General features: G+C 76.9%; 20 protein-coding genes. 7 read left to right on the top strand and 13 right to left on the bottom strand.

Annotated features, from left to right (window positions below; translation table 11 throughout):
• Positions 1-46: 46 nt before the first annotated feature.
• From CHB98_RS17180 to pdhA, 6 genes are all read right to left on the bottom strand, one after another.
• Entirely contained in the window at positions 47-514 is a 468-nt protein-coding gene (locus CHB98_RS17180) for an SRPBCC family protein (RefSeq protein WP_089306813.1), read from the bottom strand.
• Positions 515-592: 78 nt separating this feature from the next.
• Entirely contained in the window at positions 593-1777 is a 1185-nt protein-coding gene (locus tag CHB98_RS17175) for an AGE family epimerase/isomerase (protein ID WP_089306891.1), read from the bottom strand.
• On the bottom strand, positions 1774-3051 hold the full coding sequence (locus tag CHB98_RS17170) for an APC family permease (protein WP_245821305.1): 1278 nt from the start codon (positions 3049-3051) through the stop codon (positions 1774-1776). The genes CHB98_RS17175 and CHB98_RS17170 overlap by 4 nt, the downstream gene beginning before the upstream one ends.
• A 139-nt stretch (positions 3052-3190) precedes the next feature.
• Positions 3191-4663 carry a dihydrolipoamide acetyltransferase family protein gene (locus CHB98_RS17165; protein WP_089306811.1) on the bottom strand — a complete coding sequence of 491 codons (1473 nt, stop codon included), beginning with the start codon at positions 4661-4663 and terminating at the stop codon, positions 3191-3193.
• Between the two features lie 3 nt (positions 4664-4666).
• A complete protein-coding gene (locus CHB98_RS17160) occupies positions 4667-5644 on the bottom strand; it encodes an alpha-ketoacid dehydrogenase subunit beta (RefSeq protein WP_089306810.1) in 978 nt (325 codons plus the stop codon).
• 79 nt (positions 5645-5723) lie between these two features.
• Positions 5724-6848, bottom strand: coding sequence for a pyruvate dehydrogenase (acetyl-transferring) E1 component subunit alpha (gene pdhA, locus CHB98_RS17155; protein WP_179224614.1), 1125 nt, complete (start codon positions 6846-6848; stop codon positions 5724-5726).
• A gap of 264 nt (positions 6849-7112) precedes the next feature.
• On the opposite strand from pdhA, the gene CHB98_RS17150 reads away from it, so the two are divergent.
• The gene (locus CHB98_RS17150; protein WP_218822407.1) at positions 7113-7586 is read left to right on the top strand and encodes an Lrp/AsnC family transcriptional regulator; all 474 of its coding nucleotides are present in this window, start codon (positions 7113-7115) and stop codon (positions 7584-7586) included.
• Here CHB98_RS17150 and CHB98_RS17145 read toward each other — a convergent pair.
• Positions 7577-7831 (bottom strand): DUF3253 domain-containing protein, encoded by a 255-nt coding sequence (locus CHB98_RS17145; protein ID WP_089306807.1) that lies wholly within the window; start codon positions 7829-7831, stop codon positions 7577-7579. The two genes, CHB98_RS17150 and CHB98_RS17145, sit on opposite strands and share 10 nt — an antisense overlap.
• 58 nt (positions 7832-7889) lie before the next feature.
• Here CHB98_RS17145 and CHB98_RS17140 point away from each other — a divergent pair, with 58 nt between their 5' ends.
• The 3 genes from CHB98_RS17140 (at position 7890) to CHB98_RS17130 (ending at position 9861) form a co-directional block, all read left to right on the top strand.
• Positions 7890-8447 (top strand): hypothetical protein, encoded by a 558-nt coding sequence (locus tag CHB98_RS17140; protein ID WP_089306806.1) that lies wholly within the window; start codon positions 7890-7892, stop codon positions 8445-8447.
• 216 nt (positions 8448-8663) lie between these two features.
• The gene (locus CHB98_RS17135; RefSeq protein ID WP_179224612.1) at positions 8664-9182 is read left to right on the top strand and encodes a hypothetical protein; all 519 of its coding nucleotides are present in this window, start codon (positions 8664-8666) and stop codon (positions 9180-9182) included.
• Between the two features lie 31 nt (positions 9183-9213).
• Positions 9214-9861 carry an MSMEG_1061 family FMN-dependent PPOX-type flavoprotein gene (locus tag CHB98_RS17130; RefSeq protein ID WP_218822406.1) on the top strand — a complete coding sequence of 216 codons (648 nt, stop codon included), beginning with the start codon at positions 9214-9216 and terminating at the stop codon, positions 9859-9861.
• Between the two features lie 169 nt (positions 9862-10030).
• On the opposite strand, the gene CHB98_RS17125 is transcribed toward CHB98_RS17130, so the two are convergent.
• From CHB98_RS17125 to CHB98_RS17115, 3 genes are all read right to left on the bottom strand, one after another.
• Complete coding sequence (locus tag CHB98_RS17125; protein WP_089306804.1) at positions 10031-11362, bottom strand: serine hydrolase domain-containing protein; 1332 nt, start codon at positions 11360-11362, stop codon at positions 10031-10033.
• Between the two features lie 38 nt (positions 11363-11400).
• Positions 11401-11736: a DUF3817 domain-containing protein gene (locus CHB98_RS17120; protein WP_089306803.1), complete on the bottom strand. Its 336-nt coding sequence runs from the start codon at positions 11734-11736 to the stop codon at positions 11401-11403.
• A 106-nt stretch (positions 11737-11842) separates the two neighbouring features.
• A complete protein-coding gene (locus CHB98_RS17115; RefSeq protein WP_089306802.1) occupies positions 11843-12901 on the bottom strand; it encodes a C40 family peptidase in 1059 nt (352 codons plus the stop codon).
• Positions 12902-13254: 353 nt separating this feature from the next.
• On the opposite strand from CHB98_RS17115, the gene CHB98_RS17110 reads away from it, so the two are divergent.
• The 3 genes from CHB98_RS17110 to CHB98_RS17100 are packed head-to-tail and all read left to right on the top strand — an operon-like array spanning position 13255 to position 15946.
• Positions 13255-13464: a lipoprotein gene (locus CHB98_RS17110; RefSeq protein WP_089306801.1), complete on the top strand. Its 210-nt coding sequence runs from the start codon at positions 13255-13257 to the stop codon at positions 13462-13464.
• Between the two features lie 59 nt (positions 13465-13523).
• On the top strand, positions 13524-15077 hold the full coding sequence (locus tag CHB98_RS17105; protein ID WP_089306800.1) for a phytoene desaturase family protein: 1554 nt from the start codon (positions 13524-13526) through the stop codon (positions 15075-15077).
• The gene (locus CHB98_RS17100; RefSeq protein ID WP_245821303.1) at positions 15074-15946 is read left to right on the top strand and encodes a YhjD/YihY/BrkB family envelope integrity protein; all 873 of its coding nucleotides are present in this window, start codon (positions 15074-15076) and stop codon (positions 15944-15946) included. Before CHB98_RS17105 ends, CHB98_RS17100 begins: the two co-directional genes overlap by 4 nt.
• Here CHB98_RS17100 and CHB98_RS17095 read toward each other — a convergent pair.
• The 3 genes from CHB98_RS17095 to CHB98_RS17085 form a co-directional block, all read right to left on the bottom strand.
• Positions 15907-18357, bottom strand: a complete 2451-nt coding sequence (locus tag CHB98_RS17095; protein ID WP_089306799.1) for a transglycosylase domain-containing protein — start codon at positions 18355-18357, stop codon at positions 15907-15909. The two genes, CHB98_RS17100 and CHB98_RS17095, sit on opposite strands and share 40 nt — an antisense overlap.
• A gap of 103 nt (positions 18358-18460) precedes the next feature.
• Entirely contained in the window at positions 18461-20470 is a 2010-nt protein-coding gene (locus CHB98_RS17090; RefSeq protein WP_089306798.1) for a HelD family protein, read from the bottom strand.
• A 123-nt stretch (positions 20471-20593) separates the two neighbouring features.
• Entirely contained in the window at positions 20594-21229 is a 636-nt protein-coding gene (locus CHB98_RS17085) for an acVLRF1 family peptidyl-tRNA hydrolase (RefSeq protein WP_245821301.1), read from the bottom strand.
• Positions 21230-21244 lie beyond the last annotated feature (15 nt).

Genomic DNA, 21244 nt, shown 5'->3' with positions numbered 1-21244 from the left:
AGACGACGGCGCCCGTCCCCTGCAGAAGGGGGCGGGCGCCGTCCTGCTACTGCTGGTCGGGCCGGGGGACGTCGCCGCGCCAGGCGCCGGTCTCGGTGCCGCGGCTCTCGATGAACTCCTTGAACCGCTTGGCGTCGGCCTTGACCTGCCGGTCGTCGAAGCCCAGCGCCGCGCCGGCCTTCTCGACCAGGCCGTGCGGCTCCCAGTCGATCTGGATCATGACCCGGGTCCTGTCGTCGGCGAGGCGGTGGAAGGTGACCACCCCGGCGTGCTTGGCGTCGCCGCCGGTGCTGGTCCAGGCCACCCGCTCGTCGGGGTGCTGCTCGGTGATCTCGGCGTCGAACTCCCGCTCGACGCCGTCGATGTTGGTCACCCAGTGGGTGCGCGTCTCGTCGATCTGCGTGATCCGCTCGACCCCGCCCATGAACTTCGGGAAGGACTCGAACTGCGTCCACTGGTCGTAGGCGACCCGGATCGGGACGTCGACGTCGACGGCTTCCTGCACGCTGGCCACGTTCGCTCCTCTGCTCGGGTTCCGGTGCGGCGTCGCCCTACCCCCCGTCCCGGGCCAGGACACCTGCCCGGTGCGGGCTCAGTGCAGGGCGGCGGCCACGCTGCCCCGCACCGGGCGGCCGGGCAGGAGCAGCATCTGCGCCAGGTGGTAGGCGTCCGGCTGCCCCGCCCAGGTGTCCGCGGCGACCGCGCCCTCGGGGGTGAGCTCGTGGTGCCAGCTGCCGGTGGCCGGGTCGGCGAACCGGGCCTCCCCGTGGGCGCGCCACCGGCGGGCCAGCGCGCCGTAGGTGGCCTCGCCGGTGACGGTGGCCAGCGTCTCGGCCGCGGCCACCGCCTCGCACAGCACCCAGTGCATCCGCCGGCGCACCACCGGCCGGTCGTCCCAGCCCAGCGTGTAGGGGAAGCCGGTATGGCCGTCGACGGCCCAGCCGCGGGAGGCGGCCGCGGCGAACAGCCCCACGGCGTCCTCGAGCAGCCAGGACGGCGGGTCGGGGGTCACCGCGCGGACGTGCAGCGCCAGCCGCGCCCACTCGAACAGGTGCCCGACGGTGACGCCGTACGGCCGGAAGGGGTGCGCCGGCTCGTCGCGGTTGTACTCCGGCAGCGGCTCCCAGGCGGCGGTGAAGTGCTCGGGCAGCCGCCACCCCCGTGCCCGCGCCCAGCCGTGCACCAGCCGCTCGGTGCTGCGCAGCGCCTGGCCGCGCAGCCGGGCGGCGCGCGGGTCGTCGTCGCCGAGGGCGTCCGCGGCGGCCAGCGAGGCCTCGACGCCGTGCATGTTGGCGTTGGCGCCGCGGTAGTCCGACAGCCGGCTCCAGCCGGCGTCCCACTCCTCGACGGCCAGGCCCTCGGTGTCGTCCCAGAAGCGGGTCTGCCACACGCCGAGCGCCTCGTCGAGCAGCGCGCGGCCCCCGGGCGCGCCGGTGGCGGTCGCGGTCGCGGCGGCCAGGACGACGAAGGCGTGCACGTAGGCGGCCTTGCCGTCGTCGGACGGGGTGTCGCCGGCGGTCGAGGCGTACCAGCCCCCGCGGGCCCCGTCGTGCAGCGGGCCGGCGGCCAGCGCCTCGACCCCGTGCCGGACCGGTCCGTCCCACCATTCGCGGCCGGTCAGCTGCGCCAGCCCGAACACGTGCGTCATCCGCGCGACGATCCAGGTCTCCTGGCCGCGGTCGGGGAGCACCCGGCCGTCGTCGCCGAGGTAGCCGAAGCCCCCCTCCGGCAACCGGGACCGGGCGGCGAAGCGCAGCAGCCGGTCGAGGTCGGTCACCGGGCCACCGCCCGCAGCCGCCACAGCCGGTAGCCGACCCCGACGGCGAACACCGCCACCCCGGCGGCTACCGACGCGACCGGCAGCGTCACGACCAGCACCACGCAGCCGAGGGCGCCGAGTACCTGGAGGCCCCGCGGGAAGCGGCGGTGCGGGCCGGTCTGGGTGGCCGCGGCGACGTTGGCCACGAGGTAGTAGACCAGCACGCCGACGGAGGAGAAGCCGATCGCCCCGCGCAGGTCGACGGTCAGGACGAGCACGCAGACGACCGCGGCGAGGGCCACCTCGGCGCGGTGCGGCACCCGGTACCGGGGGTGGACGGCGGCCAGCGGGCCGGGCAGGTCGCCCTCGCGGGCCATCGCCAGCCCGGTGCGCCCGATGCCCGCGATGAGGGCCAGCAGCGCGCCGAGGGCGGCCGCGGCGGCGCCGACGCGCACGACCGCGCCGGCCCAGTCGCCGGCGTCCCCGACCGCGGCGGCCAGCGGCACCGGGGTGGCCGCGGTCCCCTCCGGCCCGAGGACGGCCAGCAGCGTCACCGCCACCACGGCGTAGACGGCCACCGCGATGCCCAGGGCCGCCGAGACGGCGCGCGGGATGGTGCGGGCGGGGTCGCGCACCTCCTCGCCGAGGGTGGCGATGCGGGCGTAGCCGGCGAAGGCGAAGAAGAGCAGACCGGCCGCCTGCAGCACGCCGTACCACCCGCCGGGCGGGGCGGTCCACGAGCCCAGCCGGCCGGGGTCGGCCTGCCCGCCGGCCCAGGCGACGACCACCGCCACGGCGAGGGCGAGCAGGACGACGGTGACGATGACGCGGGTCAGCCCGGCGGTCCGGGTGATGCCGCGGTAGTTGACGGCGGCCAGCGCCACCACCGCCGCGACGGCCACCGGCCGCTGCCATCCGGCGGGGGCGGCGTACGCGGCGAAGGTCAGCGCCATCGCCGCGCAGCTGGCGGTCTTGCCGATGACGAAGCCCCACCCGGCGAGGAACCCCCACCACGGGCCGAGCCGCTCGCGGCCGTAGAGGTAGGTCCCGCCCGAGGACGGGTACTGGGCGGCGAGCTGGGCGGAGGCGACGGCGTTGCAGTACGCGACGACGGCGGCCAGCGCCAGACCGACGAGCAGGCCGGCCCCGGCGGCGGCCGCGGCGGGGGTGAAGGCGGCGAAGACCCCGGCGCCGACCATCGAGCCCACGCCGATGACCACGGCGTCGCCGGTGCCCAGCCGGCGGGCCAGCTCCGGGCGGCCGGTACCGGGCTGGGGCGGGTGATCGGGCACCGGACTCCTCCCGTGGGGCCCGGGCCGTGCACCCGGGCCCCTCATCCTCACCCGCCGGGGCGCACCGGTCCGCTGTCGTCGGCGCGCGCGACCGCCTGCACCCGGTCGCGCACCCCCCCTCGGCCGACAGCCGGGTGACTCAGAAGGCCAGCGCCGTCCCCGGGTCGGACATCAGCGCGCCGACGTCGGCGAGGAACCGGCTGCCCAGCTCGCCGTCGATCACCCGGTGGTCGAAGGACAGGGCCAGCTGGGTCACCTGCCGCGGGCGGACCTTCCCCTTGTGCACCCACGGCATCTCGCGGATCGCCCCGAAGGCCAGGATCGCCGACTCGCCGGGGTTGAGGATCGGCGTCCCGGTGTCCACGCCGAAGACGCCGACGTTGGTGATCGTGATCGTCCCGCCGGTCATGTCCTCCGGCGCGGTCCGCCCGGCCCGGGCGGTCTCGGTGAGCTGCGCCAGCGCGGTCGCCAGCTCGACCAGGGACAGCCGGCCGGCGTCCTTGACGTTCGGGACCAGCAGCCCGCGCGGGGTGGCCGCCGCGATGCCCAGGTTCACCTGCCCGTGCACGACGATCTCCTGCGCCGCCTCGTCCCACGAGCTGTTGACCATCGGGTGCCGGCCGGCGGCCAGCAGCACCGCCTTGGCGGCGAACAGCAGCGGGCTGACCCGGACCCCGGCGAACTCCGGCCGCGCGGCCAGCCGGGAGCGCAGCTTGAGCATCCGGGTCACGTCGACGGTGAGGAACTCGGTGACGTGCGGGGCGGTGAACGCGCTGGCGACCATCGCCGCCGCGGTGTGCTTGCGCACCCCGCGCACCGGGATGCGCTGCTCCCCCGCCGTCGCGGCCGCCGACGGCAGCTCCGTCACCGACGCGGGGGCCGCGGCCGCCTGGTGGACGTCGGCGCGGGTGATCACCCCACCGGGACCGCTGCCGGTGAGCGCGGTGAGGTCCACGCCGAGGTCCTTGGCCAGCTTGCGCACCGGCGGCTTGGCCAGCGGGCGGGCCCGCCCGCGGCCGGGGGCGGCGCTCAGCGCGGTCACCGACTCCCCGCCCGCGGCGTTGGCCTCGGCCTGCCGGCCCACCTCCAGGCCACCGTGCCGCACCGGCTTGGTGGTCATGTCCGGGGCGGTGGCCAGCAGCGGCGGGCGCTCCTGGCCCCCGCTGCCGTAGTCCGCGCCGGGGACGCGGGCGGCCGGCCGGCTGGGCGGCGGTGCGCCGCGGCGGGGGCGGCGGCGGGCCTCGGTGGTGCGCGGGCCGTAACCGACCAGCACCGCCGTCCGCCCGCCGGGGGCCGCCCCGCCGATCAGCCCGGCCGCCGGCTCCGCGTCCGCCGCCCGGTCGGGGGCGGGAGCGGGGGCCGGTACGTCGCCGCCGCCGGTGTCGATGGTGATGATCGGCGTCCCGACGTCGACGGTCGAACCGGCCTCGTGCAGCAGCGCGGTGACCGTGCCCGCCCACGGCGAGGGCAGCTCGACGGCGGCCTTGGCCGTCTCCACCTCGCACAGCGGCTGGTTGACCGTGACCGTGTCGCCGACGGCGACCAGCCAGTGCAGGATCTCGCCCTCGGTGAGCCCCTCGCCGACGTCGGGCAGCATGAACTGGCGCAGCATCGGTCAGAACTCCATGGCACGGTCGACGGCGTCGAGCACCCGGTCGAGGTCGGGCAGGTACTCCTCCTCGAGCTTGGACGGCGGGTAGGGGGTGTCGTAGCCCCCCACCCGCAGCACCGGGGCCTCGAGGGAGTGGAAGCAGCTCTCGGTGATCCGCGCGGCGATCTCGGCGCCGAGCCCGAGGGTCACCGGCGCCTCGTGCACGACGACGCAGCGGCCGGTGCGCCGCACCGACTCCACCACCGGGTCGAGGTCCAGCGGGCTGATCGCGCGCAGGTCGACCACCTCCAGGGAGCGGCCCTCCTCCGCGGCGGCCTCGGCCGCCTGCAGCGCGGTCTTCACCATCGGCCCGTAGGCCAGCACCGTGACGTCGTCGCCGGCGCGCACGACGCGGGCGGCGAGCAGCGGGTCCGGCGTGGCGTCGGTGTCCACCTCGCCCTTGTCCCAGTACCGCCGCTTGGGCTCCAGGAAGACGACCGGGTCGGGGTGGGCGATGGCCTGCTGGATGCCCCAGTAGGCGTCGACCGGGTTGCTGACCGCGACGACCTTGAGCCCCGGCGTGTGCGCGAAGTACGCCTCCGGGCTCTCGCTGTGGTGCTCGACGGCGCCGATGCCCCCGCCGAAGGGGATCCGGATGACGATCGGCATCGCCAGCCGTCCCCGCGAGCGGGCGTGGATCTTGGCGACCTGGGTGACGATCTGGTTGTAGGCGGGGAAGACGAACCCGTCGAACTGGATCTCGCACACCGGCCGGTAGCCGCGCATGGCCAGGCCGACGGCGGTGCCGAGGATGCCGGCCTCGGCCAGCGGGGTGTCGACGACACGGTCCTCGCCGAAGTCCTTCTGCAGGCCGTCGGTGATGCGGAAGACCCCGCCCAGGCGGCCGATGTCCTCCCCCATGAGCACGACCTTGGCGTCGTCCTCCATGGCCCGGCGCAGGCCGAGGTTGAGCGCCTTGCCGATGGTGAGCAGCTGTGTCATCGCTCGACTCCGCCCTCGGTACGCTCCTCGGTCGCCGGCGCTCCCTGCGATGCTCGCTCGGGCGTCGTCTTCGGCCCGGTCACCGGTGGCTCCCCTCGAAGCCGGCCTGGTAGGCCTCGAACTGCGCCTGCTGGGCGGCCAGGTGCGGCGTCTGCTCGGCGTACACCCGGTCGAACATCGCCGTCCCGGGCGGGTCGGGCATCTCGGTGGTGCCGCGCCGGATGTGGGCGGCCAGTTCGTCGGCCCGGGCCTCGACGTCGGCGAAGAAGTCCGCGTCGGCGGTGCCGGTGCGCGACAGGTACGCCTTGACCCGCGCGATCGGGTCGCGCAGCTTCCACTCCTCCAGCTCGCTGGCCAGCCGGTAGCGGGTGGGGTCGTCGGAGGTGGTGTGCGCGCCCATCCGGTAGGTGAACGCCTCGATGAAGGTGGGGCCCTGGCCCTCGCGGGCGGCGGCCAGCGCCGCGCGGGTCACCGCCAGGACGGCGAGCACGTCGTTGCCGTCGACCCGGACGCCGGGGAAGCCGAAGCCGGCCGCGCGCTGGTACAGCGGCACCCGCGACTGGCGCTCCAGCGGGACGCTGATCGCGTACTGGTTGTTCTGGCAGAAGAAGACGACCGGCGCGGAGAAGCTGGCCGCCCAGATCATCGCCTCGTTGACCTCGCCCTGGCTGGTCGCGCCGTCGCCGAGGAACGCCAGGGCGGCGGACTCCGCGCCGTCGCGCTGCAGGCCCATGGCGTAGCCGGTGGCGTGCAGGCACTGGGCGCCGATGACGACGGTGTAGAGGTTGAACCCGGTGGCGACCGGGTCCCAGCCGCCGTTGTCGACGCCGCGGAACAGGCTGATGACGTGCAGCGGGTCCACCCCGCGGGTCCACGCCACGCCGTGCTCGCGGTAGGTGGGGAAGGCCGTGTCGTCGGGGCGCAGGGCGCGGCCGGCGCCGACCTGCGCGGCCTCCTGGCCCAGCAGCGAGGCCCAGATGCCCAGCTCGCCCTGCCGCTGCAGCGCGGTGGCCTCGACGTCCCAGCGGCGGACCAGCACCAGGTCGCGGTAGAGGTCGCGCAGCTCCTCGGCCGTCACGTCGATGGCGTAGTCGGGGTGCTCGACCCGCTCGCCCTCGGGTGTCAGCAGCTGCACCAGACCGGTCTGGCGGGGCAGGTGCGGCGCCCCCGCCCCCGGTACCGGGTCGACCACCTCGGTGGTCATGCCGGACACCGCTGCGCTCAGGGGTCTGCTCGCGAGCTCGCGCACTGTGCTCCTCCTCACCGTCGCACCGCTGCTGCCGGGGTCACCGGTCGGGGCGGCGGTCTGGACGTCCCGTGGCGCCCGGGTGTGGCACCACTCACACATCGTGGCACGTCCGGGCCTGGAGTGGAGGAGACACCCACCCCCCGTTCTGCGCAAGGTCCGCCCCCCGGATTGCGCAGGATGCCCCTCCCGGGGGGTGCGGATCCTGTCAGACTGAGCGGCGTGACCGCTCTCGACGCCACCGACGCCCGCCTCCTCCAGGCCCTGGGCGAGGACCCGCGGGCGACGGTCATGGCGCTGTCGCAGCGGCTCGGGCTGGCCCGCAACACCGTGCAGGCCCGGCTGGCCCGGCTGGAGTCCGGCGACGCGCTGGCGCCCTTCGACCACCGGGTCCGCCCGGAGGCCCTGGGCTACCGGCTCGGCGCGTACGTGACCGTGCAGGTGGTGCAGCGGAGCCTGGCCGACGTCGGCGACGCGCTCGCACACATCCCCGAGGTGCTCGAGGTGACCGCGCTGTCCGGCGTCGCCGACCTGCTGGTGCGGGTGGTCGCCGTCGACGCCGACGACCTGTGGCGCATCACCGAGCGGGTGCTGGCCATCCCCGGCGTCCAGCGCACCGACACCGCGCTGGCGCTGCGCCGGCTGGTCGACCACCGCATGGGCCCGCTGCTGGAGCGCGCGACGGCTCAGGACTGAGGCCGGCGCACCCGCACCGGGCCGCGCGCGGTGGCCACGTCGACGACCTCGCCGCGCTGGGTGACCTCCGCCCGCCCGGCCGCGGCCAGCCGGCCGGCCGCCGCACGGGCGGCGGGCATCAGGGCCCGCCAGCCGGCCGGGTCGACGGCGCGGGCGGCCTCGGACGGGCAGATCGTCGCGCCGGCCCGCCGGTGGTCCAGCAGCGCGCCGATCGCCTGCTCCAGGCGCGCGCCCACGTCGTCCACACCGCCCAGGCTGGCCGCCCTCGCGCCACGGCGCCACCGGCCCGGGGATGCTGGTGCCGTGCGCCGCGCCACGACCGGACTGCTCGCCGGCCTGCTGCTCGTGCTGGCCGGCTGGGTGCTGGCGCCGGCGGCGTCGGCGTGCGGCTGCACCGGGGGGACGTCGACCGAGCTCGCCCTGCGCGCCGACGCGGTGTTCTCCGGCCGGCTGGAGTCCCGGGAGGTGGCCGGCGACACCGCCCTGCACGTCTTCCGTGTCGGCACCGTCTACACCGGCCGGGTCGCCGCCCGGCAGGGCGTGCTGTCCCCCGCGTCGGGTGCCTCGTGCGGCCTGGAGCTCACCGGCGAGGGCCCCTTCCTGGTCTTCGCCACCCGGGAGGACGACGGGCTGGCCGCCGGGCTGTGCGGCGGGACCGCGCCGTGGACCGTCGAGGCCGCGGCGGAGGTGCAGATGCTCACCGGGTCCGGCACGCCCGCGCCCGGGTCGGCCGGCACCGTGTTCCCCAGGGGCCCGTCGCGCACGACCCTGGAGGCCGGCGCCGCCGCCGTGCTGGCCGTGGTGGTCGGCGGGCTGCTGCTGCGCCGGCGCGGCCGGTGGGGCGGGGACGCCCGCGGGTAGGGGCGCCCCGTGTACCCCGGAGACCGCGGCCTGCTGCAGGAGCTGCTGTCGGTCCACGGCTGTGGTCTCGCTGCCCACGCTGTCCACCCACGGGTACGAGCTCCAGCACCGGGGGACCGTCCGGCGGGGCACCCGGCTGGTCGCCGGCTTCCCCTGCTCCCCGGTGCCGCGCTGAGGAGGGTGTGCACCGCCGCCCGGCGGGGGTAGACCGGGCGGATGGTGAGGCGCACCCCGCTGGGGACCATCGGAACGGGACGACGCGGCATCGGCGTGGTGGGCTGGGCGCTGCGCGGTGCGGCCGCCGGCGCCGCGGGCACCACCGCGCTGAACGCCGTCACCTACCTGGACATGGTCGTCCGCGGCCGGGGCACCAGCTCCACCCCCGAGCAGACGGTGGAGAAGCTGGCCGAGGCCGCGCACGTGCCGATCCCCGGGGACGAGGTCACGCGGTCCAACCGGGTGCAGGGCCTGGGCCCGCTGACCGGGCTGGTGGCCGGCGTGGGCGTCGGCGTCGCCGTCGGGCTGGTGCGGGCGGCGGGCTTCCGGTCGCGGCCGCTGGTCGGCACGCTGCTGACCACGGCCGGCGTGCTGGTGGCGGCCAACGGGCCGATGACCGTCCTCGGCGTCACCGACCCGCGCACCTGGTCGGCCACCGACTGGGCCAGCGACGTCGTCCCGCACCTGGCCTACGGCGCGGTGGTGAAGACGACGATGGGCGCCTTCGACCGCCCCTAGGCAGTGCCCGGACAGGGGCAGACTGCCCGTCGTGGACGAGATCACCACGGAGGCCGAGCTCCGGGAGCTCCGGGGCGAACCGTCGCCTGTGGCGCCCGCCAAGGAGCGGGACCGGCTGCACGAGCTGGACCGGCAGTGGCTGGCGGCCTCGCCCTTCTGCCTGGTGTCCACCAGCGGCGCCGACGGCAGCTGCGACGTCTCGCCCGAGGGAGACCCGCCCGGGTTCACGCTCGTCCTGGACGACCGGACCATCGCGCTGCCCGAGCGGGCAGGCAACCGGCGGGCCAACGGCTACCGCGACGTGCTCACCAACCCGGACGTCGCCCTGCTCCACCTCCTCCCAGGCCGCGGCGACACGCTGCGGGTGGACGGCCGGGCCCGGCTGAGACGAGACCCCGCGCTGCTCGACCGGGTGCTGGTGCGGGGGCACCGCCCGCGGCTGGCGCTGGTCGTCGAGGTCGAGCAGGTCTCCTCCCACTGCGCGGGGCATTCCTGCGTGCGGAGCGTGGGACCCGGGCAGCTGGACGCCGGACGCCGTCCCCTCCCGTGCCGTGATGGCCTCCCGACTCGAGCGCCGCGGGGAGCGGCTCGAGGACATCGAGCGGTACTACGGCGAGCGGTGACTCCGCAGGCCTGTACCCCGCCGGCTGACGCGGGTCCGGCACAGCGGTGTTCCTGATGGTGGCGACGTCGGGCCACCGTCGGGAGGGACACCTCCTGCGGGCGTTCGCGTCCTCTTGCGGTGTTGCAGCACCGCAAGAGCAGGCGGACGACCGCAGGAGAACGGACGGTCACCCGGTGGCGGGGACAGTGGGCTGTCCATCGCCCGCCCGGCCAGCACACCGCTGTCAGCTCGCGGTCCAGCCGCCCTCGTCGACGCCGCCGGGCACCGGGGCGCCGGGGTCGTAGGGCTGCCGGGTGAAGACGAAGGTGCCGACGTCCAGGTGGTCCTCCGCGATGCGCAGCGGCTCGCCGGCGTAGTAGCCGTCCAGGCCCAGCCACGTGCCGTCGTCCCGCCGGGTGAAGCGGCTGGCCCGCCCGGACCGGCCCGGCAGCGGGCCGAGGTGCAGCAGGCCGCCGGGCACGGCGCGCAGGACCACCGGCGCCGGCCCCCAGAACCAGACGCCGAGGACCTCCAGCGGCACCGGCGGCGCGGACGGCGTCCAGGCCGCCACGACCCGCGGTTCGGCGGTGCGCAGGTCGGTGAGCAGGCCGGTCAGCAGCAGCGGGTCCAGCCCGCTGGTGGTGTTGGCCAGGGAGACCGCCCCGGTCTGCTCCTCGCGGTCGACCAGCACGCCGGCGAGGAAGCCGGGCATCGACCCGCCGTGGCCGACCAGGGTGCGCCCGTCGACCCGCAGCACCTGCACGCCCAGGCCGTACGCCGACCACCCCGGCGCGGAGGGGTCCACGCCCGCGGGCACGGTCATCTCCTCCAGCGTCGCGGGGTCGAGCACGTCCGCGGTGTCGCCGAGCAGGAAGGTGGCGAACCGGGAGAGGTCGGCCAGCGTGGCCCACAGCTGCCCTGCGGCGGCCATGACGCCGGCGTCGTGCTCGGGTTCGGCCAGGACGACGTCGGCCCACGGGTGCACCGCGCGGCCCTCGGCGGCGGGGGCGACCGGCCGCGGCGTCGTCCGGTCCATGCCGAGGGGGGCGAGCACCTCGGTGCGGACGACGTCGGCCCAGGGGCGCCCGCGCAGCCGGGCGACCAGCTCGCCGAGCAGGCCGAAACCCAGGTTCGAGTAGTGGAAGCGGCGCGCGGCGCCGAGGACGACGTGCTCGGGGCCCAGCCGCAGGTCCGCCAGCGTGCCGCCGGGCGCCCGCTCCCACCACTCCCCCGGGCTCTCCGCGGCGGCGCCGGCGACGTGGGCGAGCAGCTGGCCGACGGTGCGGTCCCCGAGCGGGGTGCCGGGCACGTGCCGGTCCAGCGGGTCGTCGAGGTGCACCAGCCCCTCGTCGCGCAGCCGCAGCACGGCGACCGCGGTGACCGTCTTGCTGATCGAGCCGAGCCGGTACTGGACGTCGGTGTGCGGCCCGGGCACGTCCCCGCGCCCGGCCGACCAGACCGGCCCGCCGTCCCGGACGACCCCGGCGACCAGGCCCGGTGCGCGGCCGTCGCGCTGGGCCCGGGCGGTGCGGGCGAGCAGCAGGCGGGCGGTCAACGGCAGCACGGGCTCCGGCATGACCGGGGACCGTAGCGAGCCGGGGCCGGGAGCTGGGCTCAGGAGGTGGGCGCCGCCTCGGGCACGGGCAGCCGGCCGGTGCGGGTGGCCCACCGGTCGAACCACAGGGTGGCCAGCGGGGGCACCGAGGCGGCGAGGGCGAGCAGGGTCGTCCCGGCGTTCCACCGCAGCACCCGGGCGGCGACGACCGTGACGACCAGGTAGACGACGAAGACGGCGCCGTGGACGGGCCCGAAGACCTGCACGCCGCGCTCGGAGGTGGCCAGCACGTACTTGACGAACATCCCGAACAGCAGGCCCACCCAGGAGCCCGCCTCGGCCAGGGCGACGGCTCGGAAGGCGAGGGCGACGGCGCGCGGGGTCACGTCCCCCATGGTCCCCGACGGCGCAGCGGACCGGCCCGCCGCCCGTGGTGACCCCGGCCACCCGCCGTCCCCGGTGCTCCCCACGTGCCTCCCGCGCGGGAGGCAGCCGGGGGCGCTAGACAGCGACGCGGGTGAACTTCGGCGTGGCGCCCATGACGTCGACGCTGGACACCTTGACGACGTCGCCGGACGTCGGCGCGTGCACCATCCGGCCGTCGCCCAGGTAGATGCCGATGTGGCTGATCGGGCTGTAGAAGGCGACCAGGTCCCCGGCGCGCGCCTCCGACCGGGAGACCGGCGCGCCCATGGCCGACTGCATGCGGCTGGAGTGCGGCAGGTCGACCCCGGCGGCCGCGAAGGCGTACTGCACCAGCCCCGAGCAGTCGAAGGACCCCGGGCCGGCGGCCGCCCAGACGTAGGGCTTGCCGCGCTGGGCCAGCGCCCGGTCGACCACCGCCTGCACCGAGCCGCTCGCCACGCTGACCGGGGCGGGCGCGGCCGCGGCGGGCTCCGGCTCCTCGCGCTCCGTCCGGCTGGCCCGGCCGCCCTCACCGGCCGCGTGCGCGGCCGCGGCGGCGTCGAGCGCGGCCCGCCGCTCCTCGGCCGACAACCGGGCGTAGTCGGCCTGGTAGGCGGTGATCTGCGCCTGCAGGTCCGCCTGCTGGCGGGCCACCGCGTCGTACTGCCGCTGCGCCTCGCCGGCGGCGCGCTCGGCCACGACCCGCGCCTGCCCCGCGGCCTCGCCGGCCGCGACCGCGCGCTCCAGCAGCTCGCCCTGGTGGCCGGCCACGGCCTGCAGCAGGGTGACCCGGTCGACGAACTCGTCGGCCGACCCGCTGGTCATCATCGCGCGGAAGGACCCCATGGACTCGCCGGTGAAGGCGCTGCGGGCGACGCCGACCACCGCGTCCTGGGCGGCGGTCACGGCGCGCTCGGCCTCGGTCACCGCCGCGGCGGCGGCCTGCGCGGCCGCCTGCTGGCCGGCCATCTCCTCGCGGGCCTCGTTGAAGTCCTCGGTGAGGACCTCCAGCTCGTGGCCGCGGGCGGCGACGAGCGCCGCGGCGGCGGCCGCCGTGGTCGGCTCCTCGGCGCCGGCGGGGACCGGGGCGAACGCGAGGGCGACGGCCCCGACCAGGACGAGGGCGGCGCGGCGGGCGGTGCGAGGGGTCGCCATGGTGCGGCGGCACTCCGTTCTGCTTCGGCCGCCCACCGGGGCAGCGGACGGGTCCGGGCGCGCGTCGACCGGCGCATCCGGCCGTGGTGCCGGTGCGCGCCGCACCCGAGTGGCCTCGGCACCGGGGCCTCCGGGGAGGGGGTCGCCGGCGCGGTGGCATCCGCGGGACGTCCCCCACATCGGTGACGGGGAGCCCCGGCGGATGTACCGACCGTAACGGCGTGACCGCAGTGTGACAATCACATCCGGGTGGTTTCGTCGGTCCTCGACTCGACCGCGCAGGTGGCGCGAGAGGCGCGGGGCCGCTGTGACGGACGGGGTTGCCCGGAGGTGCCGCGGGGCACGCAGCGGTCATGGATCTCAAGCGACCCCTCGTCGTGCTGTTCGCCGCGGCGGCGCTGACCGGGTGCTCCAGCACCGGGAGCGGCGGCAACACGGACCTGGAGCGGGGGACGACGGAGTGCGCGGCCGCCGAGGCCGGCGCCACCGACGAGGAGCAGTGCCAGGACGCCGAGCAGGACAACCAGGAGGGCAGCGAGACCGAAGACGACAGCGAGGGCTGACCACGACGCGGACCGGCGGCGGACCGGCCGCCCGGCAGCGCACCGGCTACGGTCCGCCGGTGGGTGCACGCGCGTACGACGCCGTCGTCGTCGGCGGCGGGCACAACGGGCTGGTGGCCGCCGCGTACCTGGCCCGCGCCGGCTGGTCGGTGCTGGTCCTCGAGCGGCTCCCCGAGGTCGGCGGCGCCGCGGTCAGCCGGCAGGTCTTCCCCGGCGTCGACGTGCGGCTGTCGGCGTACTCCTACCTGGTCAGCCTGCTGCCCGACCGGGTGGTCGCCGAGCTCGGCCTGCAGGTGGCCCTCGCCGACCGTGCCGTCGCCTCGCACACCCCCGTCGCCGGCGGCCGGGGGTTGCTGGTCGAGCGGGACGAGGGCCCGGCCACCGCCGCCTCCTTCCGGGAGCTGACCGGCTCGGACGCCGAGTACGCCGGCTGGCGGCGGCTGTCCGCCCGGCTGGCCGCCCTCGCCGAGGACCTCGCCCCCACCCTCACCGAGCCGCTGCTGTCCCCCGCCGGGCTGGCCGGCCGCCTGCGCGACCCGCGGCTGTGGCACGACCTGCGCGAGCGGCCGCTGGCCGACGTGGTCGCCGACGAGCTGGCGCACGACGTCGTCCGCGGGGTCGCGCTGACCGACGGGCTGATCGGCACCGGCGCCGACGTGCACGACGCCGCCGGCCCGGCCGGGCGCTGCTTCCTCTACCACGTGGTCGGCAACGGCACCGGGCGCTGGCGGGTCCCGGTCGGCGGCATGGGCGCGGTCACCGGCGCCATGGCCGCCGCGGCCCGCCGCGCCGGCGCCGAGCTGGTCACCCGGGCCGAGGTGACGGCGGTCGAGCTGCGCGCCGACGGCGCCACCGTGCACTGGACCGACGACGACGGCACCGCCCACGCGGCCGGCGCCGGCCGGGTGGTCGGCGGCGCCGCGCCGGCGGTGCTCGACCGGCTGACCGGGCGGCCGCCCCGCCCCACCCCGGACGGCACCCAGCTCAAGGTCAACATGGTGCTCGACCGGCTGCCCCGGCTGCGCTCGGGCGTCGACCCGGCGGTGGCCCTCGCCGGCACCTGCCACGTCGACGAGGCCGCCGGCCAGCTCGACGCCGCGCACGCGCAGGCCGCCGCCGGCCGGCTGCCCGACGTCATCCCGTTCGAGGTCTACTGCCACTCACTGACCGACCCCTCCGTGCTCGGCCCGGCCGAGCGGGCCGCCGGCCGGCACACGCTGACCCTCTTCGGCCTGCACACCCCGGCCGTGCTGTTCCGCGCCGACCCCGACGGCACGCGCGCGGAGGCGGTGCGCCGGGTGCTGGCCCAGCTCGACGCGCACCTGGCCGAGCCGCTGGCCGACTGCCTGGCCCGCGACGCCGACGGCCGGCCGTGCCTGCAGGCGTCCTCGCCGCTGGACGTCGAGGCGTCCCTCGCCATGCCGGGCGGGCACATCTTCCACGGCGACCTGTCCTGGCCGGCGGCCGCGACGCCCGAGCAGGTGGGCACCTGGGGGGTGGCCACCGACCACCCCCGGCTGGTGGCCGCGTCCTCGGGCGGCACGGTGCGCGGCGGGGCGGTCAGCGGCCTGGGCGGGTACGCGGCGGCCCGGCACCTGCTGGACCCTGGGTGAGCCCGGCCTGGTCGGCCACCCAGCTGCGCGGCGAGACGCGGGACCTGCTGCGCGACGCCGTCGAGCGGCTGCGCGGCCGGGACGTCGCGCTGATCGCCGCCGGGCTCACCTTCTACGCCGGCATCGCCGTCGTCCCGCTGCTGCTGGTGGCGCTCGCCCTCACCGCCCTGGTCGCCTCGCCGGACGCCGTCCGCGAGCTGGGCGGCCGGCTGGGCGACCTGCTGCCGGCCCAGCTGGGTGCCCCCGAGGCGGTGCGGACCCTGGTGGACGCCGGCGTGACGATGGGGCTGCTGGAGTTCGTGCTCGCCCTGGTCCCGCTGTCCTTCTACGGCGAGGGGCTGCGCCGGGCACTGCTGCGGTTCACCGCCGAGGACGACACGCTGACCGGCTGGCGGGGGCGGCTGCTGGCCATGCCCCTCGTGGCGGCCTTCCCGGTGCTGTCCTACCCGCTGCTGATGGCCGCCGGGGTGATGGCCGGGATGCAGGACCGAGGCAGCGACGTGGGCAGCTTCTTCGTCGGTTACTACTCGGTGCTCGCCGTCCTCACCGTGCCCCTGGGGTGGGGCTACGGCGTCATCGCCGGGGGACGGCGGCTGCACTGGGGGGCGCTGGTGTCCGGCGTGCTGTTCACCGCCGCCTGCCTGTCGGGCTTCCTGCAGGGGTTCGTGGTGTTCCTCGGCCTGCCCCTGGCCCTCGGCGCCCCGTTCGGCGGCCTCACCGCCGTCGGCGCAGTCGTGGCGATCATCCTCTGGCTGTGGCTGCTGCACCTGGTGGTCATCGCCGGGTGGCTGCTCACCCAGTCGCTCGACGAGCGGCTGCGCCGCGCGGCTCAGCCGCCCGGCCGCCCCCCGGTGTCCGGCCGGCCCTGATCCGGCTGGCCCGGGTCCGGCTGCTCCGCGGGCTGCCCGCCCTGCGTGTCCGGGGGCGGCGCCGCCGGCTCCGACGGGCGGTCCGGGGCGGGTTCCGGCGCCGGGGGCGGCGCGGGGGCCTGCGACGAGGGCCGGGGGTCCGGCTGCACGCGCTCGGTCTCCCGCGGCCGCTGCGGGGCCGGGCGGGGGGCGACGTAGTCCTCGCCGTTGCTCACCAGGATGGAGACCACCTGGCCCGGGACGGCCCGGCCGCCCCGCGGCGGGCTGGTGCCCAGCAGCGTGCCGGCGCGCCGGTTGCTGTCCACCTCGACGGTGCGGTGCTCGAAGCCGGCGTCGCCCAGCGCCGTGCGGCAGCCGCGCACCGACGTGCAGCCGGGGACCGGGCGGGTGTTGCCGTTCTCCACCTTCTCGTCGGCGGGCCGGAACTCCCCGCTGCCGCGGGCCTGCAGGACCGGCGCCATCGCGTCCCGCCAGACGGTGGCCGCCTTGCCGCCGCCGAAGCCGCCGACGTTCTGCTTCTCCTTGGGGTTGAAGACCATGACGCTGGCCGCGATCTCCGGCGTGTAGCCGACGAACGCGATCGAGTCGTTGCCCTGCGAGGTCCCGGTCTTGCCCGCGATCTGGTGGCCGGGCACGTACGCGCGGGTGCCGGTCGCCCCGGAGTAGCCGGGCTCGACGTCCTTGCGCAGCATCTGGTTGAGCGTGTCGGCCACGCCCGGCGCGACCGCCTCGGGCGTGCACCGGTCCCCCAGCGCCAGCGGCTCGCCGTCGGCACCGGCCACCGGCTCGCCGTGCTGGTCGAGCACCTCGGTCACCGGGACGACGTCGCACTGCGTGCCGCTGGCCGCCAGCGTGGAGTAGGCACTGGCCAGCGCCAGCGGGCTGGTGGCCTCCGCGCCGAAGGTGAACGACCCCCGGTTCTCGTCGATGATCCGCTGCGGCAGCGCGGGGTCGCTGAACTGGAACAGCCCCATCCGATCGGCCATCCGCACCGGCTCCTCGACGGTGCCCAGGGCGTCCTCGAGGGCGAGGAAGTAGGTGTTGGAGGACTGGTAGAGGGCGGTGGTGAGGTCCAGCGTCGAGCGGTAGGTGCCGGCGTTCCCGACGTCGTAGGGGCGGGCGCCGTCCTTGTACACGCGGGACACGTAGGGGTCCGACGTGGTCAGCGTGTAGTGGCTGGAGTAGCCCTTGGCCAGCGCCGCGGCGGCGGTGAAGACCTTGTAGGTCGAGCCGGAGCCCTTGCTCGCGGCCAGGTTGAGGTTGAACGACTCCTGCGCCGGGTCGGCCTGGTCGTAGCCGAACACCCGGTTGACGCTCATCGCCAGCAGGTGGCCGGTGCCGGGCTCGACGGCGGTGAACACGCCGGCCAGCGAGTTGCCCATGCTCAGCGTCTGCAGCACGGCGGCGTCCCCGGCCCGCTGCAGGTCGGCGTCCAGGGTGGTGCGGATGACCAGCCCGTCGTTGTCCAGCTGCTCCTGGGTCAGTCCCAGCTCCTGGGTCAGGTGGCGCTGCACGAAGTCGCAGACGAAGGCGCCCACGGAGGCCTCGGCACAGCCGCGGCGGGGGGCGGGCGCCGGGGCCAGGCCCAGCGGGGACGCCTGCGCGGCGGCCGCCTCCGTCTCGCTGACCAGGCCCTGCTCGGCCATCCGGGAGAGGACCTCGTTGCGCCGGGCGGTGGCCGCCTCGGGGTCGGTGAACGGGTCGTCCTCGGTCGGGCTCTGCGCGAGGCCGGCCAGCAGCGCGGCCTGGGGCAGGGTGAGGGCGGCGGCGTCGACGCCGAAGAAGGCCTGCGCGGCCGGCTGCACGCCGTAGGCGTTCTGCCCGAAGTAGACGATGTTGAGGTACCGGGTGATCAGCTCGTCCTTGGAGTAGGTGTCCTCCAGGGCGAGGGCCAGCCGGGCCTCGCGCAGCTTGCGGCCCAGCGTCTGCTCGGTGGCCGCGCTGCGCTCCTCGGGGGTGTCCGCGGTCTGCAGCAGCGTCTGCTTGACCAGCTGCTGGGTCAGCGTGGAGCCGCCCTCCTGCACGCCGCCCGCGGCGATGTTGGTGACCAGGGCGCGCGCGGTGCCCTGCACGTCCAGGCCGTGGTGGGCGTAGAAGCGCGCGTCCTCGATGGCGACCATCGCCTGCTTCATGACCTCGGCGATCCGGTCACCGGGCACGGGGGCGCGGTTCTCCTCGTAGAAGGAGGTGATCAGCTCGCCGTTGGCCGCCAGGACCACGGTGTTCGCCGCCGGGGCGTCGACGGTGAGCTCGGTGGGCAGGTCGCCGAGCAGGCCGGTGGACTGCTGGGCGGCGACCGCGGGCCCGCCGACCCAGGGGAGGAGCAGACCCGCCACCAGCGCACCGGCCACGACGACCGTGGCGGCGAGCTTGAGCAGCGTCCCGGCCCGTGCGTCCGCGCGCAGGTCCATGGGCCCCCTTCCCGTGAGGTCGCCCCACTGCAACAGCATTCGCCGCCGCTCACAACCATGCGCGCCGCGTGCGGACAGCGGGTGGTCGCCGCAGCACCAGGCGTCACTCCGCGAGCGGCTCCGGCAGGTCCCCGGCGTGCAGCACGACCAGGGTGCTGACCGCCCGGGTGAGGACGACGTAGAGCCGGTGCAGCCCCCGCGGCTCGGCTGCGACGATCGCGGCGGGGTCCACGACGACCACCGCGTCGAACTCCAGGCCCTTGGCCAGCGACGCCGGGACGACGGCCAGCGGGCCGGCCGCGCCGTCGTCGGTGAGCACCGCCGCGGGCAGCCCGGCGCCGGCCAGCGCCGCGGCCACCCCAGGGACGGCGGCGTCGGCGCACACCACGCCGATCGAGCCGGGCCGGGCGGCCAGCTCGCGCACCACGTCCGGCAGCACCCCGTCCGCGCGGACCCGCAGCGACCCCGGCCCGCGGCGCACCGCCGTGGCCGCCGGCAGGCCGGGTGCGATGAGCGGCAGCAGCCGGTTGGCGTAGTCGAGGACCTCGCCGGGCACCCGGTAGCCGCGCAGCAGCGGCCGCACGGCGGCGTCCGGGCGGCCGAGACCGGCCAGGGTGCCGCCCCAGTCGGCCGCCGACCAGGGGCTGGTGGCCTGGGCGAGGTCGCCGAGGACGGTGAGCGACCCGGCGGCCAGCCGCCGGGCGACGGCCCGGCACTGCAGGGGCGAGAGGTCCTGCGCCTCGTCGACGACGACGTGCCCGAAGCCGGGGGTGCGCTCCAGCAGCCCGGCCACCTCGTCGACCAGGACCGCGTCGGCGTCGGTCCAGGGTGCGCGGTGCAGCGGTCCGGCCGGGCGCCGCAGCAGCGCCTGCTCGGCGTCGTCGAGCAGGCCGCGGGCCGCACGGGCGAGCAGGGCGGGGTCGGTGAGCAGCGCGTGCACCAGCTCCGCGGCGTCCCGGGCGGGCCAGACGGCGTCGCAGAAGGCGCGCACCTCGGGGCTGCGGGCAGCCCGGCGGGTCTCGGCGTCCGTCGGGCTGCCGCCGGCCTCCTCGGCCTGCCGGCGCGCGTCCTCGGCGACGAGCACGGCCAGCCGTTCCCGGCCGGCGGCGTGGTGCAGCACCTGCTGGTCCGCGCCGGCCCGGCCGCGGCGGCGCAGGTCGTCGACGTACCGCTTGAGCCGCTCGACCGGCACCCGGCGGCGGCGCCCGGCCAGGGGCACCTGCACGTCGTCGGCCGGCTTGGCGATCGAGCCCCACAGCGCGCGGTGCAGCACCTCGGCCAGCCGGGCGTCGCCCTTGAGGACGGCGACCTCGGGGGCGTCGGTGCCGCGCACCGGGACCCGGGCGGTCAGCTCGGCGACCGTGGTCTGCTCGACGTCGACCTCCCCGAGGGTGGGCAGCACCTGCTCGATGTAGCGCAGAAACGCCCGGTTCGGCCCGACGACGAGGACGCCGGTGCGGGCCAGCTGCCCGCCGTGGGTGTAGAGCAGGTAGGCCGCCCGGTGCAGGCCGACGGCCGTCTTGCCGGTGCCGGGGGCGCCCTGCACGCAGATCGACTCGGCCAGCGGCGCGCGCACGATGTCGTCCTGGTCGGGCGCGATGGTGGCCACGATGTCGCGCATCGGGCCCGACCGCGGGCGCTCGATCTCCTCCCGCAGGAGCCGGCCGTCGCCGTCGCGACCCTGGCCCAGCAGCTCGTCCTCGTAGCCGGTGAGCTCGCCGCCGGAGAAGCCGAACCGGCGGCGGCGGACCAGGCCCTGCGGATCGGCGGCACTGGCCCGGTAGAACGGCCGGCTCATCGGCGCCCGCCAGTCGATGACGACCGGGGTGCCGTCGGCGTCGCGGACGTGCCGACGGCCGATGTGGAAGGTCTCGGTGCCGGTGTCGGTGCGCCCGAAGGAGGGCGGGACGCCGGGGTCGGCGGCCAGCGCGCGCAGCCGCTCGGCGCGGGCGGCGCCCAGGCGCTCGGCGGCCCAGGCGTCGACGCCGGCATCGGTGACGGCGGCGGTGGCCGCGCGCATGGCGGTCAGGCAGTCGGCCGCGCGCCGCAGGTGAGCGCGCTCGGCGGCGAGGACGGGATCGGGGGCGGTGGTCTCGGGAGCCGCGGGAGACACGGTCGGAGGACGCTACGCCGTCCAGGCCGCCCGGTCGAGGCCGTCCGTCGGGCACTCCACCCGACGATCATGGAGCCCGGGACGCGACACGCCGACAGCGCGCGGCGCGTCGCCTCCCGGCGCTCATGATCGCGGGGAGTCGGTCCGCTCGCCGGGCTCCACGATGCGCACCCCGACGGCGCGGAACTCCTCCGGGGTGGTCAGCAGCACCGCCTTGGTGGGCTCGCCGACCTCCAGGGCGGGCCCGCGGCGCAGCGCGGCGAGCGCCCGCAGCCGCGGGTCGGCCATGACCTCGTCCACCAGGCCGCGGTCGCCGCCGGTGAACAGCGCCTCGACCTCCCCGGCGTGCGGCGCCAGCACCCGGACGGCGGTCTCGGCGGCCGCCGCGACCACCGCGTCGGTCTGGTGGCCGCGGCGCCGGGCGAAGCGCTGCTGCGACCAGCCGCCGGCCGCCGTCCGCCCCTGGACCTGGCGGGCGTCGACCTTGGACACCACCAGGTCGCCACCGTCGAACACGCCGGCCGCCCACCGGCCGCGGCGCACCAGCAGGACGGCGGCCCGGTGCGGCACCCGTGCCGCGGCGGTGAACGACGACAGCAGCGCCGGCCCCGCCCGCCAGTCGAACGGCGCGCGCAGCACGACCTCGGTGCCGTCGGCGCAGACCACCCGCACGGCCCCGTCGACCGGCTCGACGGTGGCGAAGGTGCCGTGCCGGGCGGCGACGCCGTCCAGCCAGCGCCCCAGGCGGTCGGGGGGCACGCGCAGCTGCCGGCC

The sequence above is a fragment of the Geodermatophilus pulveris genome (genome assembly GCF_900188375.1).
GTDB classification, from domain to species: domain Bacteria; phylum Actinomycetota; class Actinomycetes; order Mycobacteriales; family Geodermatophilaceae; genus Geodermatophilus; species Geodermatophilus pulveris.
Note: the sequence above shows the minus strand (reverse complement) of the source record. Positions and strands in the feature narration are given on the sequence as shown.

Coding starts and splice junctions, on each gene's coding strand:
- CHB98_RS17120 (WP_089306803.1), bottom strand. CDS start 11,736: ATGGGGGACGTGACCCCGCGCGCCGTCGCCCTCGCCTTCCGAGCCGTC.
- CHB98_RS17110 (WP_089306801.1), top strand. CDS start 13,255: ATGGATCTCAAGCGACCCCTCGTCGTGCTGTTCGCCGCGGCGGCGCTG.
- CHB98_RS17135 (WP_179224612.1), top strand. CDS start 8,664: ATGGTGAGGCGCACCCCGCTGGGGACCATCGGAACGGGACGACGCGGC.
- CHB98_RS17160 (WP_089306810.1), bottom strand. CDS start 5,644: ATGACACAGCTGCTCACCATCGGCAAGGCGCTCAACCTCGGCCTGCGC.
- CHB98_RS17115 (WP_089306802.1), bottom strand. CDS start 12,901: ATGGCGACCCCTCGCACCGCCCGCCGCGCCGCCCTCGTCCTGGTCGGG.
- CHB98_RS17095 (WP_089306799.1), bottom strand. CDS start 18,357: ATGGACCTGCGCGCGGACGCACGGGCCGGGACGCTGCTCAAGCTCGCC.
- CHB98_RS17125 (WP_089306804.1), bottom strand. CDS start 11,362: ATGCCGGAGCCCGTGCTGCCGTTGACCGCCCGCCTGCTGCTCGCCCGC.
- pdhA (WP_179224614.1), bottom strand. CDS start 6,848: ATGACCACCGAGGTGGTCGACCCGGTACCGGGGGCGGGGGCGCCGCAC.
- CHB98_RS17165 (WP_089306811.1), bottom strand. CDS start 4,663: ATGCTGCGCCAGTTCATGCTGCCCGACGTCGGCGAGGGGCTCACCGAG.